The 13,350-nt window shown below is 29.6% G+C and carries 13 protein-coding genes; 4 read left to right on the top strand and 9 right to left on the bottom strand.

Translation table 11 applies throughout. The features are described from left to right. Positions 1-120 precede the first annotated feature (120 nt). From I4V16_RS08040 to I4V16_RS08030, 3 genes are read right to left on the bottom strand one after another with little or no spacing between them, the layout of a single operon-like run. A complete protein-coding gene (locus I4V16_RS08040) occupies positions 121-1,176 on the bottom strand; it encodes a CotS family spore coat protein (RefSeq protein WP_049179967.1) in 1,056 nt (351 codons plus the stop codon). A 16-nt stretch (positions 1,177-1,192) separates the two neighbouring features. After that, positions 1,193-1,897: a hypothetical protein gene (locus I4V16_RS08035; RefSeq protein WP_195573298.1), complete on the bottom strand. Its 705-nt coding sequence runs from the start codon at positions 1,895-1,897 to the stop codon at positions 1,193-1,195. Positions 1,898-1,938: 41 nt separating this feature from the next. Then, entirely contained in the window at positions 1,939-2,934 is a 996-nt protein-coding gene (locus tag I4V16_RS08030) for a CotS family spore coat protein (RefSeq protein ID WP_049179954.1), read from the bottom strand. Between the two features lie 121 nt (positions 2,935-3,055). On the opposite strand from I4V16_RS08030, the gene I4V16_RS08025 reads away from it, so the two are divergent. Continuing rightward, entirely contained in the window at positions 3,056-4,183 is a 1,128-nt protein-coding gene (locus tag I4V16_RS08025) for a glycosyltransferase family 1 protein (protein WP_195966626.1), read from the top strand. On the opposite strand, the gene I4V16_RS08020 is transcribed toward I4V16_RS08025, so the two are convergent. After that, the gene (locus I4V16_RS08020; protein WP_111937821.1) at positions 4,172-5,311 is read right to left on the bottom strand and encodes an ABC transporter substrate-binding protein; all 1,140 of its coding nucleotides are present in this window, start codon (positions 5,309-5,311) and stop codon (positions 4,172-4,174) included. The two genes, I4V16_RS08025 and I4V16_RS08020, sit on opposite strands and share 12 nt — an antisense overlap. A 128-nt stretch (positions 5,312-5,439) precedes the next feature. On the opposite strand from I4V16_RS08020, the gene I4V16_RS08015 reads away from it, so the two are divergent. Further along, entirely contained in the window at positions 5,440-6,327 is an 888-nt protein-coding gene (locus tag I4V16_RS08015; protein WP_049179949.1) for a LysR family transcriptional regulator, read from the top strand. A gap of 8 nt (positions 6,328-6,335) precedes the next feature. Here I4V16_RS08015 and I4V16_RS08010 read toward each other — a convergent pair whose 3' ends face one another. The 4 genes from I4V16_RS08010 to I4V16_RS07995 all read right to left on the bottom strand — a co-directional run bounded on the left by I4V16_RS08010 (position 6,336) and on the right by I4V16_RS07995 (position 10,238). Continuing rightward, positions 6,336-7,301 carry a polyprenyl synthetase family protein gene (locus tag I4V16_RS08010; RefSeq protein ID WP_049179947.1) on the bottom strand — a complete coding sequence of 322 codons (966 nt, stop codon included), beginning with the start codon at positions 7,299-7,301 and terminating at the stop codon, positions 6,336-6,338. An 11-nt stretch (positions 7,302-7,312) separates the two neighbouring features. Then, positions 7,313-7,831, bottom strand: coding sequence for a Gx transporter family protein (locus I4V16_RS08005; RefSeq protein ID WP_049179945.1), 519 nt, complete (start codon positions 7,829-7,831; stop codon positions 7,313-7,315). A gap of 11 nt (positions 7,832-7,842) precedes the next feature. Then, positions 7,843-8,241, bottom strand: coding sequence for a NusG domain II-containing protein (locus I4V16_RS08000; RefSeq protein WP_207738434.1), 399 nt, complete (start codon positions 8,239-8,241; stop codon positions 7,843-7,845). A gap of 128 nt (positions 8,242-8,369) precedes the next feature. Beyond that, the gene (locus tag I4V16_RS07995; RefSeq protein ID WP_099329242.1) at positions 8,370-10,238 is read right to left on the bottom strand and encodes an FAD-dependent oxidoreductase; all 1,869 of its coding nucleotides are present in this window, start codon (positions 10,236-10,238) and stop codon (positions 8,370-8,372) included. A gap of 354 nt (positions 10,239-10,592) precedes the next feature. Between I4V16_RS07995 and I4V16_RS07990 the strand changes: the two genes are divergently transcribed. Both I4V16_RS07990 and I4V16_RS07985 read left to right on the top strand, forming a co-directional pair. Next, positions 10,593-11,030, top strand: coding sequence for an FMN-binding protein (locus I4V16_RS07990; protein WP_049179941.1), 438 nt, complete (start codon positions 10,593-10,595; stop codon positions 11,028-11,030). A 106-nt stretch (positions 11,031-11,136) separates the two neighbouring features. After that, on the top strand, positions 11,137-12,171 hold the full coding sequence (locus I4V16_RS07985; protein WP_111937822.1) for an FAD:protein FMN transferase: 1,035 nt from the start codon (positions 11,137-11,139) through the stop codon (positions 12,169-12,171). Positions 12,172-12,239: 68 nt separating this feature from the next. On the opposite strand, the gene I4V16_RS07980 is transcribed toward I4V16_RS07985, so the two are convergent. After that, positions 12,240-13,280: a nucleoid-associated protein gene (locus tag I4V16_RS07980; protein WP_099329243.1), complete on the bottom strand. Its 1,041-nt coding sequence runs from the start codon at positions 13,278-13,280 to the stop codon at positions 12,240-12,242. Positions 13,281-13,350: the final 70 nt, after the last annotated feature.

Raw genomic sequence — 13,350 nt, 5'->3', positions numbered from 1 at the left:
TAAGCTATACGGTTGGCACTATCAGCCCCCGTTACGGACTTTCACCGATTAGTGTACGCCCATGCTGGGCGCACTTAATAAAAAGGAAGACTTGATTGTCTTCCTTTTTAATTTAATTATTTAATAAAATAATTCTTTATATTTTTCTTTGTATTTAACTAGAAATTCATGTCTAAATTCCTCATTCATAAGCTTATTGTTTAATCTACTTATAAATACTTCTTCATCCCAATCTTTTTGTTTATGATAATAGTCTCTAACTATAGAATAAAAATCTCTTGGATAAGAAAGTAGTATATAAATAAACTTATACTCCTCTTTTTCTAAAGGGCATACTTTGTTATATGCTTCTATTATATTCACTGCCTTATCTACATCAAAAGCAGCATTCTTTATACCCTTTAAAATCAAATCTGTTAAATCCATAATTCTAAGATCTATTGAGCAATAATCAAAATCAATTAAATACATATCCTCATCTTTAATCAAGAAATTATGCTCAGCTAAGTCATTATGACATACCACTATATTTTTACTATTTTCTCTATAAGAGCTATAAACACTAAAGGACAATAATTCCGCTGCTCTTTCAATTTCATTTATATAATCATCTACTACCTTTAAAAATTCTTTATCAAATTCGTTTTTAAACCTATATGATTTAACTAACTTCTTTATATACTTTATATCCTCTAGGCTATCACTAAATTTCTTAACCAAACTTTCTTCCATTAATTCTTTTTTATTGCAATTCAATTCTTCTTCTATTTTAATAAGCCCAGCCTGTGAGGCTAAGTGCATTTTTCCTAATAATCTACCGCTCATCTCATATTCTATAGGATTAGTAAATGTAGCTTCCCTGCCTTCAATGAGATCCATAACTAAATAGTAATCACCTTTCCACTTCTTATATGCATTACCATCTTCAAAGGTTCTAAAAGATATTACATAAGGAAATTCTTTATATATATTCTTTAAGCATATATTAATAAAATCAATTCTATCCTTACTTAAATCCATCTTTTTTAATATCTTTTTGCCCTCATTAGTATGAAGAATAAATACCTTTCTTAAAGGTGTAACATCTAAAACCTCTAAACCTAATTCATCAAAAAAGTCCAAACTTAAATCATATGTGGATAGATATTTCTTTTCAGGATACCTAACTCTAATCATTCTCTCACCTCTTACTTTATATTTCATACTCCATTGATGCTTTAATATTTTTTAAGTACTCTTCTGGAAGTAGATTTTTCTTATTATATTTATACCTATACCATTGCTTTAAACTATCATATGGAATTGATAGTAATATAGAAATATAATCCTTACTATGCTTATTTAGATGAGATAACCTTATATATTCATCAATATATTTATCTAAATTTCCCTTTTTATCTCTTCTCTTTATCCTTTTTAGATAATTATAAATATCTTCTTCAACAAGATTATAGGTTGCCCCCTTTAAGCTTCCAACTTCAATTGCTTCAACTACTCTAAGGTTTCCTTCATCCACTCTTCCTAAGCAAATTTCATTTTTTTTCATACTTCTTTTTATAATTCCTAAATAGTCAATTTCCTTTAAATCTTCAATAGCCTTATCTACTCTATTTAATAGCTTTTCTCCATTCTCTAAAATAAATAAATCCATGCAATTTGTATCTTTTATCTTTTCTCTTAAAGCTATATCCTTATTTAATCTTTTTTGCATTACTTTTATGCTCTCTACCCTTTTACCAATACTACTATTAACTCTAGTAAGTCCACTACAATAATATCCTGCCAACACACTATGGACACTTTGAATAACAATAAATTGACAGGAAATATCCTCTTCTGTAGTACCTCTATATCCTCTAAAGTATTCTTCTGCAACTACAATATCATTTTCTAACAAATAATCTTTTAGAGTTAATTCTTTAATACTAACCCCCTCCTTTAATAAAAAAAGCTTTCAACAAACTGTTCTCTCTCTTCTCTATCATTTAGATACTTCTCAAGCCTTTCAATAAAGAACCTTTCTTCCCAAGGCTGTTGTTCCCAATACATCTGTATCCCTAGTTGCCAAAATCCTTGGGGAAACCTAACAAACTCCTTCATTAATGGAAGTTCATCTTTTATCAAATCAGATGTCTTACAGTAATTATTTATTATTCTTTCTGCTTTATTTTTATCCCACTTTCCATTTTTCATGGTCCTAATTAATAGTGATGATAAATCATGTATATGAGTATCTAAAATACAGTAATCAAAATCAATAATATTTACTTCTCCCTTATTATCTATAAGGACATTATGATTAGCATAATCATGATGACAAAATCCTCTTTTAAACATTTCTTTTTCCATAAGTTCATAGTAATTTAATTTAGACAATTCTCTTACACTCTGTTCTGCCCTATTAACTTCACATTCTATATTTTCTAAATATATCTTATCAAAGTCAGACTTATGAGCTTTTTGACTAATGCGGTGTTTAAAATCTAATATCTCATCTTTTCTAGTATCAAAAACATTTATCCAAGAAAACCACCCTATTCTAGGCCTCATACTATCTGTTATAGTAAAACCTTTGCTACACTCATGTAACTCACCTAATTTCTGTGCCACTAAATCAAGCTCAATGGGATTATCATAATTACTTTCTCTAGAAGGAATCCACTCTGTTAAATAAGCAAACCTTCCTAAAAGTTCAATATAATATTCATCTCTCTTAGTTTTTAAAATAGTTGGTATTTTATTAAATCCCCTTTGCTGAAGATGAAGTATAGCTGATAGAATAAAATAAAAATGAGGGAATTGATATTTTATTACTTTCACACAATACATCCCCTCCTTTGCGTTTACTTTATAAGTGTTTTTAACTTTTTCTATAGATTTAATGTCTAAATTATAGTTAAGTGTGATAATTCTTTTTATCTCTTCCTCATTCATGCATTTCACCTAAGGATTAATTCTATTTATTATATGTATGGTATCTTTTCTGTGTGATTTCATTCACCAAATCAATTTCCTTTTAATACTTTATACTATAAAAATTTATAGAGGTGACCTTATGAAAATAGGTATTGATTCTAGAGGAGTAAACTTATATGCAGGATCTGGTATAGGTACTTATACAAGGAATTTAATTATAAATATGATAAAAAATAATACCAAAGATAGATTTAATTTAATTTGGACTGGAAAAAAAGATACTGAATTTATAAAAGATAATACAAAACTCTTTTATACCTCTGGAAGATATGGTGGATTTTACGAAACATACTTTACCCCTAACCTAATGCAAAAGGAAGATATAGACCTATTTCACATCCCACAAAACGGCATAGGCTACCCTTTTAACTGGGACTTAAATGTTGTTGTAACTGTACATGACTTAATTCCGTATACAATGCCTGAAACTGTTGGAAGAGGTTACTTAAATAGATTCTTAAAAGATATGCCAAATATAATAGAATCAGCTAAAGGTATATTAACTGTATCAGAGTACTCTAAGAAGGATATTTTAAGATTCTTCCCTAATATATCTCCTGATAAAATCTATGTAACCCCACTAGCTACTAATGAAAACTTCAAACCTACACCTAAGGATGTATGCGAAAAATATATAAGTAAATACTTAAAATTAAATGACCCCTATATTCTTTATTTAGGTGGATTTAGTTCTAGAAAAAACGTTAAGGAATTAATATTATCCTTTGGTAAAATTATAAAGGATCTAAAGAAGCCTCATAAGCTTTTATTAGGGGGAGCAATAAGAGATGAAGGTAATATTTTAAGAGATATAGTTCTAGAGGCGGGTCTACAGGAGCATGTTTTATTTACTGGCTATTTAGACGATTCAATCTTGCCAATATTATATAGCGGTGCTGAGGCTTTTATATACCCTTCCTTGTATGAAGGGTTTGGATTACCTCCTTTAGAGGCCATGAGTTGCAAAACCCCTGTAATAACTTCAAATTTAACTTCTATTCCTGAAGTTACTAAGGATGCAGCTATCTTAATTGATCCCTTTAACAAAGATGAGCTTAGTTATAATTTACTAAAACTATTAAATGATGATTCTAAAAAAGAGGAGCTTTCTGAAAAAGGGTATAAAAGAAGTCTCCAATTTTCATGGAGACAAACTGCTGATACTACTTTAGAGGCCTATAGAGATATATTGAAATCATCGACCTAAAATTTTATTTTTTACTTCTAAATATACTTCATAATCATTTATTTCAGGAGCCTTCTCATATATGTTGCTCATAACAACTAGAGGGCTCTTTCCACTGAAATTCTTTATTGACTCTTCTATTGATTTATTTTTATAAGTAGATAAATAACTAGAAAAAAACTTACCTTCTTTAACATACTTAATAGATTCTTCTGTGTTTGTAGCTAAAAACTCCAAAAACCTCTTAATAAGGGCACTGTTTTCTTCAGATTCATCGAATACTAATAAGTTATATCCCTCTGCCACATAAAATTTATTACTTCCATTTAATTTAGCTGGTGCATTATTAGCAGTCCACTCACATGGAACATCTAAAGCCTTTAGTTCTCTCATAGAATTAATTGATGATATTCTAGCTAAGAACTTACCATCTACCTTTGTATTCATGATATTACTTATTTCACTTAATCTAGTTTTAACCAGTTCTTCTATCTTTCCTTTATCATTACTCTCTTCCATTGCTTGCATTACAAGTAGTGAAACTATATCTTCATAATCCTGCCCTACTCCATTAAGTATCCTTACCTCTCCATAGGTTTTCTCTAAAATATCTTCACCAATTCTTTTTAAATCATCCCAGGTATTGATATCTTCATATGTGTACCCATACTGTGCCAACATATCTTCTCTCAAATATAATGCTAAAGGTCTTGATGTTAACGGTACTCCTACCAATCCTTCCTTATCATTGGCCTCTTTAATTCTTCCAACAGAAAAGTTACTTGAGTAACTATCTACTATACCTTTTTCCTCTGAAATATATTTTCTTAAATCATTCTCTTTTATTAACCTTCTAGAATCATTGGTGGATAACTGAATTATATCGGGAGTAGAGTTGTTATTTATGGAAGATAATATCTTATCCTTATAATTACTGCTATATATTAGCGATACTTCTACCTTAGTTTTATCATATGATTTCATAAATAAATTAGCATATTCACATAAATAATCATATGTGTCTTCATTTGCCCAAATCACTATATTCCCTTTTATATTTTCCTCTTTATTACTACTTCTTATATTATTTAATAAAAAAATGCTTAATACTATAAAAAGCATAATAAAAAAATATCTAACCTTTTTCATATTCTCATACCTCCCTTGTTAAATTATATTATAAACTTATTCTACATCATAGTTCTTTACATTATCTAATACTTTTATTATAATAAGTAAACATACCAAAGAAAAATAAATATTATAGGAGAGTCTTTATGCATATAGAAAACTTAAGATTCTTTTATGAAGTTGCAAAAGCAAAAAGTATTTCAACAGTAGCAAAATCCTCTCACATATCACAATCAGCCTTAAGCCAACAGCTCTTAAAGCTTGAGGATAGTTTAAACACCAAATTATTTATTAGAAGTAATAAAGGTGTAACCTTAACCACTGAGGGTGAAATTGTATATAAACATTGTAAAGTTATATTGAATACCTATGAGAAAATGCTATATGAAGTTGAAAGCTCAAATTCAAAAGAAAGTCACATTAATATTGATGGGATAAATATCTTAACATCTACATTAATACCTTCTGCTATAAGTAAGATAAAAAAATCATTCCCAAATCATATTATAAAAATTACATCTTCTGAAGATAATTCTAATAATATAATACATAATATTTCAGATATAAATATATCATACAGTAATTACAACAATATAAATTCTATAGTTTCAAAGGAAATATATTCAGACAGAATAGTTTTTGTAGCTCATTCTACATTTAAAAGTAATAGCTTAACCATTAAAAAGTTTATGAATACTCCTTTTATAGTGGTTAATGATAACTTAAAATTTAGAGATATGCTTGCATCAAAGCTAGAAAACTTAGATTATGATATTCAATTATTAAATATTCTATTTACAACTGATTCCTATCAATCTGCCATAATAGGAATAAAGAATATACAGGCTATATCGGCAATACCATATGGAATATATAATTCTGTATATAAAGATTTAGGATATAAAATTGTTGACATCGAAGGCTTAGAATTTCCTCTTTCAATGTATATAAACTTTGAAGAGCAACTTTATAAAAGAGAAAAATTGTTTATCAACAAATTAATCTCAACAATAAAAGGATTCTTAAAATCTTAAGAATCCTTTTAATATTTTCTAAGTATTAATTTTTCTGCAAGTGCTCTTAGCACCTCTTTATACTCATTTTCAGGTAATTTATCTATATCTTTAAAAGCTTTGTCAGTATACTTTTGGGCTAAATCCATTGCTTTATCTACCCCATCATTTTGTTTTACTAACTCAATTATTTCTTTTACTTCATTATCAGTTATGGAATCAGCTTCTAAATATTTTTTAAAAGCTTTCTTATCATTATTATAAGCATAAATAAATGGTATAGTAAAAATACCTTGTTTTAAATCATTTGCTGCAGATTTTTTAATACTCTCATCATTGCCTACATAATCTAAAATATCATCAATAATTTGGAATGCCATTCCAATATTATGTCCTATATTCCATAATCTTTTAGCTAGTTTATTTTCGCAACCACTTTCAGCTGCTCCTAAATATAGAGACAATGAGAATAATTCTGCAGTTTTACCTGATATCCTACTTAAATAATCCTTTACTGATAACCTAGTAGAAAATCTAGAATTAAGCTGATTAACTTCACCCATACAAATTCTAGACATTGACTTACAGTCCATTTTTATACTCGCTAAAGATGCATTGCTAGCTAATATCTTAAAGCATACACAGAATAAGTAATCCCCTATATAAACAGCATAATCTTTTCCGTACTTTGATTGAACCGTTTCATTACCCCTTCTTAACTTAGCATCATCTATAACATCATCATGAACTAAGGTTGCCATGTGAAACATTTCTAATACAGCACCTATAGCCTTTACTCTTTCTTTATCTCTATTACCAAAGTGAGAGCCAATTATAACAAAGGCAGGTCTCACCATTTTTCCACCTGATTCAATTAAATCTTTTATAGAATTTTCTATAACTTTATCCTTGCATTTTGTTTCTTTCTTCATTAAAGCAACTATGTCTTCTAACTCTTCTTTTATTCCAACATAGTTATCCCAAATTTTATCCATATCTATTTACCTCATGTAACTTGCTTGAAATATGGTATTTTTCTTAAATGTTCAACCAAATAATTTGATGTGATTCCTATAAATATTCCAGTTACTATACCAACTATAGATAGTACTGGTAAATACAATGTAACTCCTATATTATGTACAATTGCAGAAGCCACTAAAATTTGTCCAACATTATGAAATACAGCACCAGATGCACTGACACCTATTATACTTATCTTATCCTTAAATAATTCTTTTATAAGAACCATAGCTAAAAAGCTCAAAATTCCACCAGCTGCACTATACATAAATGCCGAAAGACTTCCACCGAAGATAGACCCTAAAGTTAATCTTAAAAACAGTACCAGTAAAGTTTCCTTTTTGCTTAAAGTATATAGAGCTAAAACTGTCACAAGATTGGCTAGTCCAAGCTTTGCTCCTGGAGTGACGAAAGGTACTGGAATCATATTTTCAAAAATATGTAAAACAAGTGCTTGAGATACTAATAGACCTATATATACAATTTTTCTACTTCTCTTCATTTGTTTCTCTCCTAATATGAAAGTATTATATCATCGTCATTTTCTCCGATAACCTGTATCATTACTCTATGAGGTAGGCACACTATGCTTTCACCCGGCTTAGAAATATAACCTTGTTCTAAGCATAATTTGTCTGAACAATCTGCATCAATCATGGCTATTTGCTCATCTTTAACAAGTACTATATTATTACCCCATTTAGTATCTACTTCTATAGTTTCTTCTTCCTTATGTCCTGTAAGCGCAACTCTTTTATACAACTTTCCACCTATAGTAATTTCGGCATATGTAATATTATAATTCTCTTTCAATTTAGTACCTAATATTATTTCTGGTGTAAAAGATCCTACTAATAATAAAACTATTATTATTACATCCCACTTTTTAAAAATCTTTTTATCTTTAAACATAAAATATCATCACCTTTATACCTTTATGTTATTTCTGTATCAGAGGCTTGTCTATCTTATTATAACTTCAAAAATAAAATAAGGTAAGGATGGTTATATACCATCCTATCCTTATTTATGTCAAATTACTATTTTTGTTTATAAACTGGAACTCTCTTACCTAACCACCAGTTACCAGCAATCTTATTTATCCATGGCATAACATAATAATCTAATCCAAATGTTCTACCAGCTCCACCCATTAGAGCAATTGAACCGAAGAAGAACCATAATATATCCCATCCTGCCATAGCTGAAAGAACAAAGTTACATACCATAAATGCAGATGCTCCTGAAGCTAAGAATGTGAATAATCCTGCGATTAAGCATAAACCTATACCAATTTCAGTTATAACAACGATTCTTTGGAACCAAACAGCTATTTCTGGGTTTGGTATAAATATTTGCATTATTGCTTCATAGAACTTAGGCATTTTTTCTAATATTGGAGTTGCAAATTCAGTTGTTGCTTCTCCTGATGCAGAAGCACCTGAATCAGCAGCAGTTTGTAACCAAGTAAATGGCATTTTAATGTTTCCAGCCTTTAACCAGCTGTCTCCACCAACCATGTTTCCATTAAATAAAGCTTTGATTCCATGATTTTCCCATGTTCCTTCACCAACAAACTTCTTAAGACCTTCTAATAACCAAAGTACACCTATATATAGTCTTAATGGTACTAACCATAGTCTGTTTGACTTAGATGATAAATGACCTCTCATTATACATCTGTTATCTTCCATTGAGAAGAATTCATGTTGTAAGTAGTGATAACAAGCATTAACATTGTTAACACCCCATAAGTAGTGTAAGTTTACTAAATGTTTCATTATCATCGCAAAGAATCCAGCAAGCTTGATTCCAGCTAAGTTAGCAACACAGTACTTACCACCTATTGATACCATAAATCCATGGTAATTTGATTTAAATTTAGTTAAATCCTTCTTCTTATCCATTAAAGCTATTATATTCTTAGCGATAACATCACCAGTTTGAATTGCAGCTTCAACTATTTGAGGAGTTCCTTTTCCTTCTTCTTCATAGTAGTTTAAGTCACCAACTACGAATACTTCTTCTTTATTAACTGCTTGCATAAATTCGTTAGTAGCTAATCTACCAGCTCTTGCAGTTTCTAAACCATATTCTTTAACTTCTTCATTTGCTTGAATACCGCATGTCCAAATTAATGTGTTAGTTTCGATTTCTTCTCCACTCTTTAACACTATCTTATTTGGAGCAACTTCAACTATTGGGCTATTCTTAAGAATAGTCATTCCCTTCTTAACCATGTACTTTTCAGCCTTATCAGCTTGCTTTCTATCTAACATGTTAAGAATAGTTCCCATAGCTTCAACAACCATAAGTCTTACTTCATTTTCATCAACATTATGTTCTTTAGCTAATCTAGTTTTCCATTCTAAAAGTTCCCCAGCCATTTCTATTCCTGTGAAACCAGAACCAGCTACTACAAATGTAAGCATTTCTCTTCTCTTAGCTTCATTTCTTTCTTTAGCTGCAAGCTTGAACATTTTTTGAACGTGATGTCTAATCTTCATAGCATCTTCAAATGACCATAAAGTAAATCCATTTTCTTTTACTCCTGGAACACCAAAGAATGCTGGTTCACTTCCTGTACCTACTACTAGGTAGTCATAAGTGTAGTTACCATTTGTAGTTTTTACTGTTTTATTATCAGTATCAACTTTTTCTATTAAATCAGTAACAACATTAACCTTTGTTCTAGCAAATATTTTACTTAATTCAATTTGAACTGATTCAGGATGAACTCTTCCTCCTGCTACTTCATGTAATTCAGTCATTAGTGTATGGAATGGATTCTTATCAATTAATGTAATTTCTACATTATTATTCTTCTTATATTTTTTTGCTAATTTTTTAGCTACGTGGACTCCACCGTATCCAGCACCTAATATAAGGATGTTTTTCTTATCCGACATAATTTCACCTCATATATAAATTTTTTGTTAAAAATAAAACTTAATCAAAACAACAAATCTGATTCTATAGATTTCTATATGGTATGTCTATAAGAATAAACTAGTATCATATACCTCTTATATTTTTACCTTTTTATACAAATAGCCTCTAACTATTGATATTACTAGCTTCTTCTTTAATAAAATTAAATTTACCATAAGAATTATTAATGTACTATAACTTATTTTAATACCCATTGGTTTGTTTTTTGTGTATAATTAACTAGTAATGTCGAATTTGAAAACTTTTTCGACATTCACTTGTCATAATTTTAACGTAATATAAAATGTTATTTTTTAAGGGGGATTTTACTCATGAACAAAAAGAGAATTTTAAGCTTAGTTGCTGCTACAATGCTTTCTGTTGCTGTTTTAGCAGGATGCGGAAGCAAAGAAGAAGGAATGAAAGACGGTAAGTACGCAGTTGAATCAAAGGCAGATGATAAAGGATACGTTTCATCTTTAGCTATTGAAGTTAAAGACGGAAAGATCGTTTCTGCTGACTTCGATATGACTAACGATAAGGGTTCTAAGAAAGACGATGAAGGATACAATACAGCTTACAAAGCTAAATCAGGAATCGATTCTGCTACAGCTTTCAAGACTTTAGGTGAAAAACTAGTTGAAAAGCAAGCTGCTGATATCGATGCAGTTACTGGTGCTACTGGAACTACTGAAACTTTCAAGAAGTTAGCTGCTAAAGCTATAGAAAACGCAAACGCTGGAACTACTGACAAAACTGTAGTTGAATAGTCGTTTCTTTAAAATTAAAAGACTTTAGGGATTCCCTAAGGTCTTTTTTCTACTTAATTAAGAAAGTTTGGGAATACTAAATATAATAAATCTTAGGAGGTAACTTATGAAAAATAAAGCAATTAGCTTATTAATGGGAATTTTTCTTATTTTTTCTCTTATTGGATGTACCAATAATAACGATGATTCAAAACCACTTTCTAAAACTGAATATTTCATGGGAACTGTTGTAACAGTAACCCTATATGATAATAAAAGTGAAAAAATAATAGATAAGGCTTTTGAAGAAGTAAAAAAGATAGAGCAACTTGTTAGTATAAATATGGAAGGCACTGAACTAGATGAAGTTAATAACAACGCTGGAATAAAACCTGTAAAAGTAAGTGATGATACTTATAACATAATAAAAAAAGGTTTAGAGTACTCTAGTCTTACAAATGGTTCCTTTGATATAACTATCGGTCCCCTAGTTAAACTATGGAGTATAGGCCTACCAGAAGCAAAAGTCCCTACACTTGATGAAATAAAAGGAGCCCTTAAATACATAAATTATAAAGATGTAGAAATTAATGATTCTGAAAAAACCGTATTTTTAAAGAAACCTGGTATGATTATAGATTTAGGCGGAATAGCAAAAGGCTATACTGCAGATGTTATTGCTCAAACTCTAAAAGATGAAGGCGTAGAAAAAGCTATTATCGACTTAGGAGGAAATGTTTATGCCTTAGGTGAAAAAGCCGAAAATACACTATGGAGAATAGGAATTCAAAATCCTGATCAAACTCGTGGAGAAATAGTAGGATCGATAAATGTAAAAGATAAGTCAATAGTTACATCTGGAATATATGAACGTTTTATAGAACAAGATGGAGTTAAATATCATCATATCTTATCTCCGGAAACCGGATATCCTTATGATAACGAAATAGCTGGAGTTACTATAATTAGTGATAAATCTATAGATGGTGATGCCCTTTCTACTTCTGTTTTCTCTATGGGAGTAGCTAAAGGATTAGAATTTGTAAACTCACTACCTGATATAGAAGCAATTTTTATAACAAAAGATCATAAAGTTTATTTAACAGAAGGTTCACAAGAAATCTTTAAATTAACAAATGATGATTTTGAGATAATGAACTAATTAAGGTAAGAAGGTAATGAAAAAAGCTCGCCATTCGGCGAGCTTTTTTTGTACCTTGTACCTTGTACCTATTTTTCTATATAATTCATAACATGTTTTATTATCATGTTTATGCTTCCATCTCCATTACGCTGAATTTCAAATCTGTTACTATCATGATACACTTCTTCATTTATGTAAAGATCTATATCTTTATCTATCTTAAGTCTTACTCTTTTTAGTTTCTTTTCTACCCATGTTTTATCTACTTGAACATCATCATTTAATCCTTGAGCTTTTACAAAAGTACGAAACTCCTCTTTTGCTTTTGGCTCATCCTTAAATAATTCATGGGATAACTCATCTATGTTAACAATATCCTCTTCTTTAAGTTTTCCCTTTACAGTAGTTCTTACCTTTTCTGCAGTAACAGCATCTTCAGCAAAGTTTTTTCTAGTCCACGTCTCTGCAGCTTTTAAAAATGTTTTAGTCATATCTCTCTCATTAGCTACAATAGTGCAACCTAAGAAGCTGTTTATGAAGTAATTAGCTCCGTATTCATCTTCTTCTTTGCTCTTCTTCTGTTTATCCAACACCATTAAATTATATGTATCCTCTTCTTTTATAGGTTTTATAAATGCTGCTTTTTGTATCTTTTGACCACTTCCAGGTAAACCTGCTGATTGTGGAACTATACCAATTCCAATCTTATCATCAACAAACTCTATTTCATGAGTAAAATTCTTTACATAATCCATCTTTAATATAGCAATCATAGGACCTTGATCTGTTATTATAGATGCCACAATTAAGTCACAAGAAGGTATATTTACATTCCCCTTCATTATAGAAAATAACTGCCTAGATAACTCTTTAGAAAGGGTAATTAAATCATTATTCTCTCCATTAAGATAATCTTGACCAATTTCTTTAACAATATTTCTCTCTTCATTAAATTTAGCATATTTTAACTCTTCATCATTAAAACATTTTTCTATATGCTTATATATAAATTTATATGTATCTTCTTCCATCTCCAACTTATATTCGTTTAAGATAGGCTCAGTACTATTGTTATCTAATATATGAATAACAGCTTCATTTATATTTATGTCATTAACGTAATCCATTATCTTCACCTCTATTATTATTCATTTATTATTTTATCAATGAAAATTTATATTAACAAGGTAAAGCAAG

The organism is Clostridium sp. 1001283B150210_160208_E6, assembly GCF_015669365.1.
GTDB lineage: Bacteria > Bacillota > Clostridia > Clostridiales > Clostridiaceae > Clostridium > Clostridium paraputrificum.
The sequence above is the reverse complement of the archived record's forward strand: the minus strand, read 5'-3'. Positions and strand labels throughout refer to the sequence as shown.

What these genes read in the sequence shown, in the direction of transcription:
- I4V16_RS08040 (WP_049179967.1), bottom strand. Translation starts at nt 1,176, where the DNA reads ATGATTAGAGTTAGGTATCCTGAAAAGAAATATCTATCCACATATGAT.
- I4V16_RS08030 (WP_049179954.1), bottom strand. Translation starts at nt 2,934, where the DNA reads ATGAATGAGGAAGAGATAAAAAGAATTATCACACTTAACTATAATTTA.
- I4V16_RS08025 (WP_195966626.1), top strand. Translation starts at nt 3,056, where the DNA reads ATGAAAATAGGTATTGATTCTAGAGGAGTAAACTTATATGCAGGATCT.
- I4V16_RS08020 (WP_111937821.1), bottom strand. Translation starts at nt 5,311, where the DNA reads ATGAAAAAGGTTAGATATTTTTTTATTATGCTTTTTATAGTATTAAGC.
- I4V16_RS08015 (WP_049179949.1), top strand. Translation starts at nt 5,440, where the DNA reads ATGCATATAGAAAACTTAAGATTCTTTTATGAAGTTGCAAAAGCAAAA.
- I4V16_RS08010 (WP_049179947.1), bottom strand. Translation starts at nt 7,301, where the DNA reads ATGGATAAAATTTGGGATAACTATGTTGGAATAAAAGAAGAGTTAGAA.
- I4V16_RS08005 (WP_049179945.1), bottom strand. Translation starts at nt 7,831, where the DNA reads ATGAAGAGAAGTAGAAAAATTGTATATATAGGTCTATTAGTATCTCAA.
- I4V16_RS08000 (WP_207738434.1), bottom strand. Translation starts at nt 8,241, where the DNA reads ATGTTTAAAGATAAAAAGATTTTTAAAAAGTGGGATGTAATAATAATA.
- I4V16_RS07995 (WP_099329242.1), bottom strand. Translation starts at nt 10,238, where the DNA reads ATGTCGGATAAGAAAAACATCCTTATATTAGGTGCTGGATACGGTGGA.
- I4V16_RS07990 (WP_049179941.1), top strand. Translation starts at nt 10,593, where the DNA reads ATGAACAAAAAGAGAATTTTAAGCTTAGTTGCTGCTACAATGCTTTCT.
- I4V16_RS07985 (WP_111937822.1), top strand. Translation starts at nt 11,137, where the DNA reads ATGAAAAATAAAGCAATTAGCTTATTAATGGGAATTTTTCTTATTTTT.
- I4V16_RS07980 (WP_099329243.1), bottom strand. Translation starts at nt 13,280, where the DNA reads ATGGATTACGTTAATGACATAAATATAAATGAAGCTGTTATTCATATA.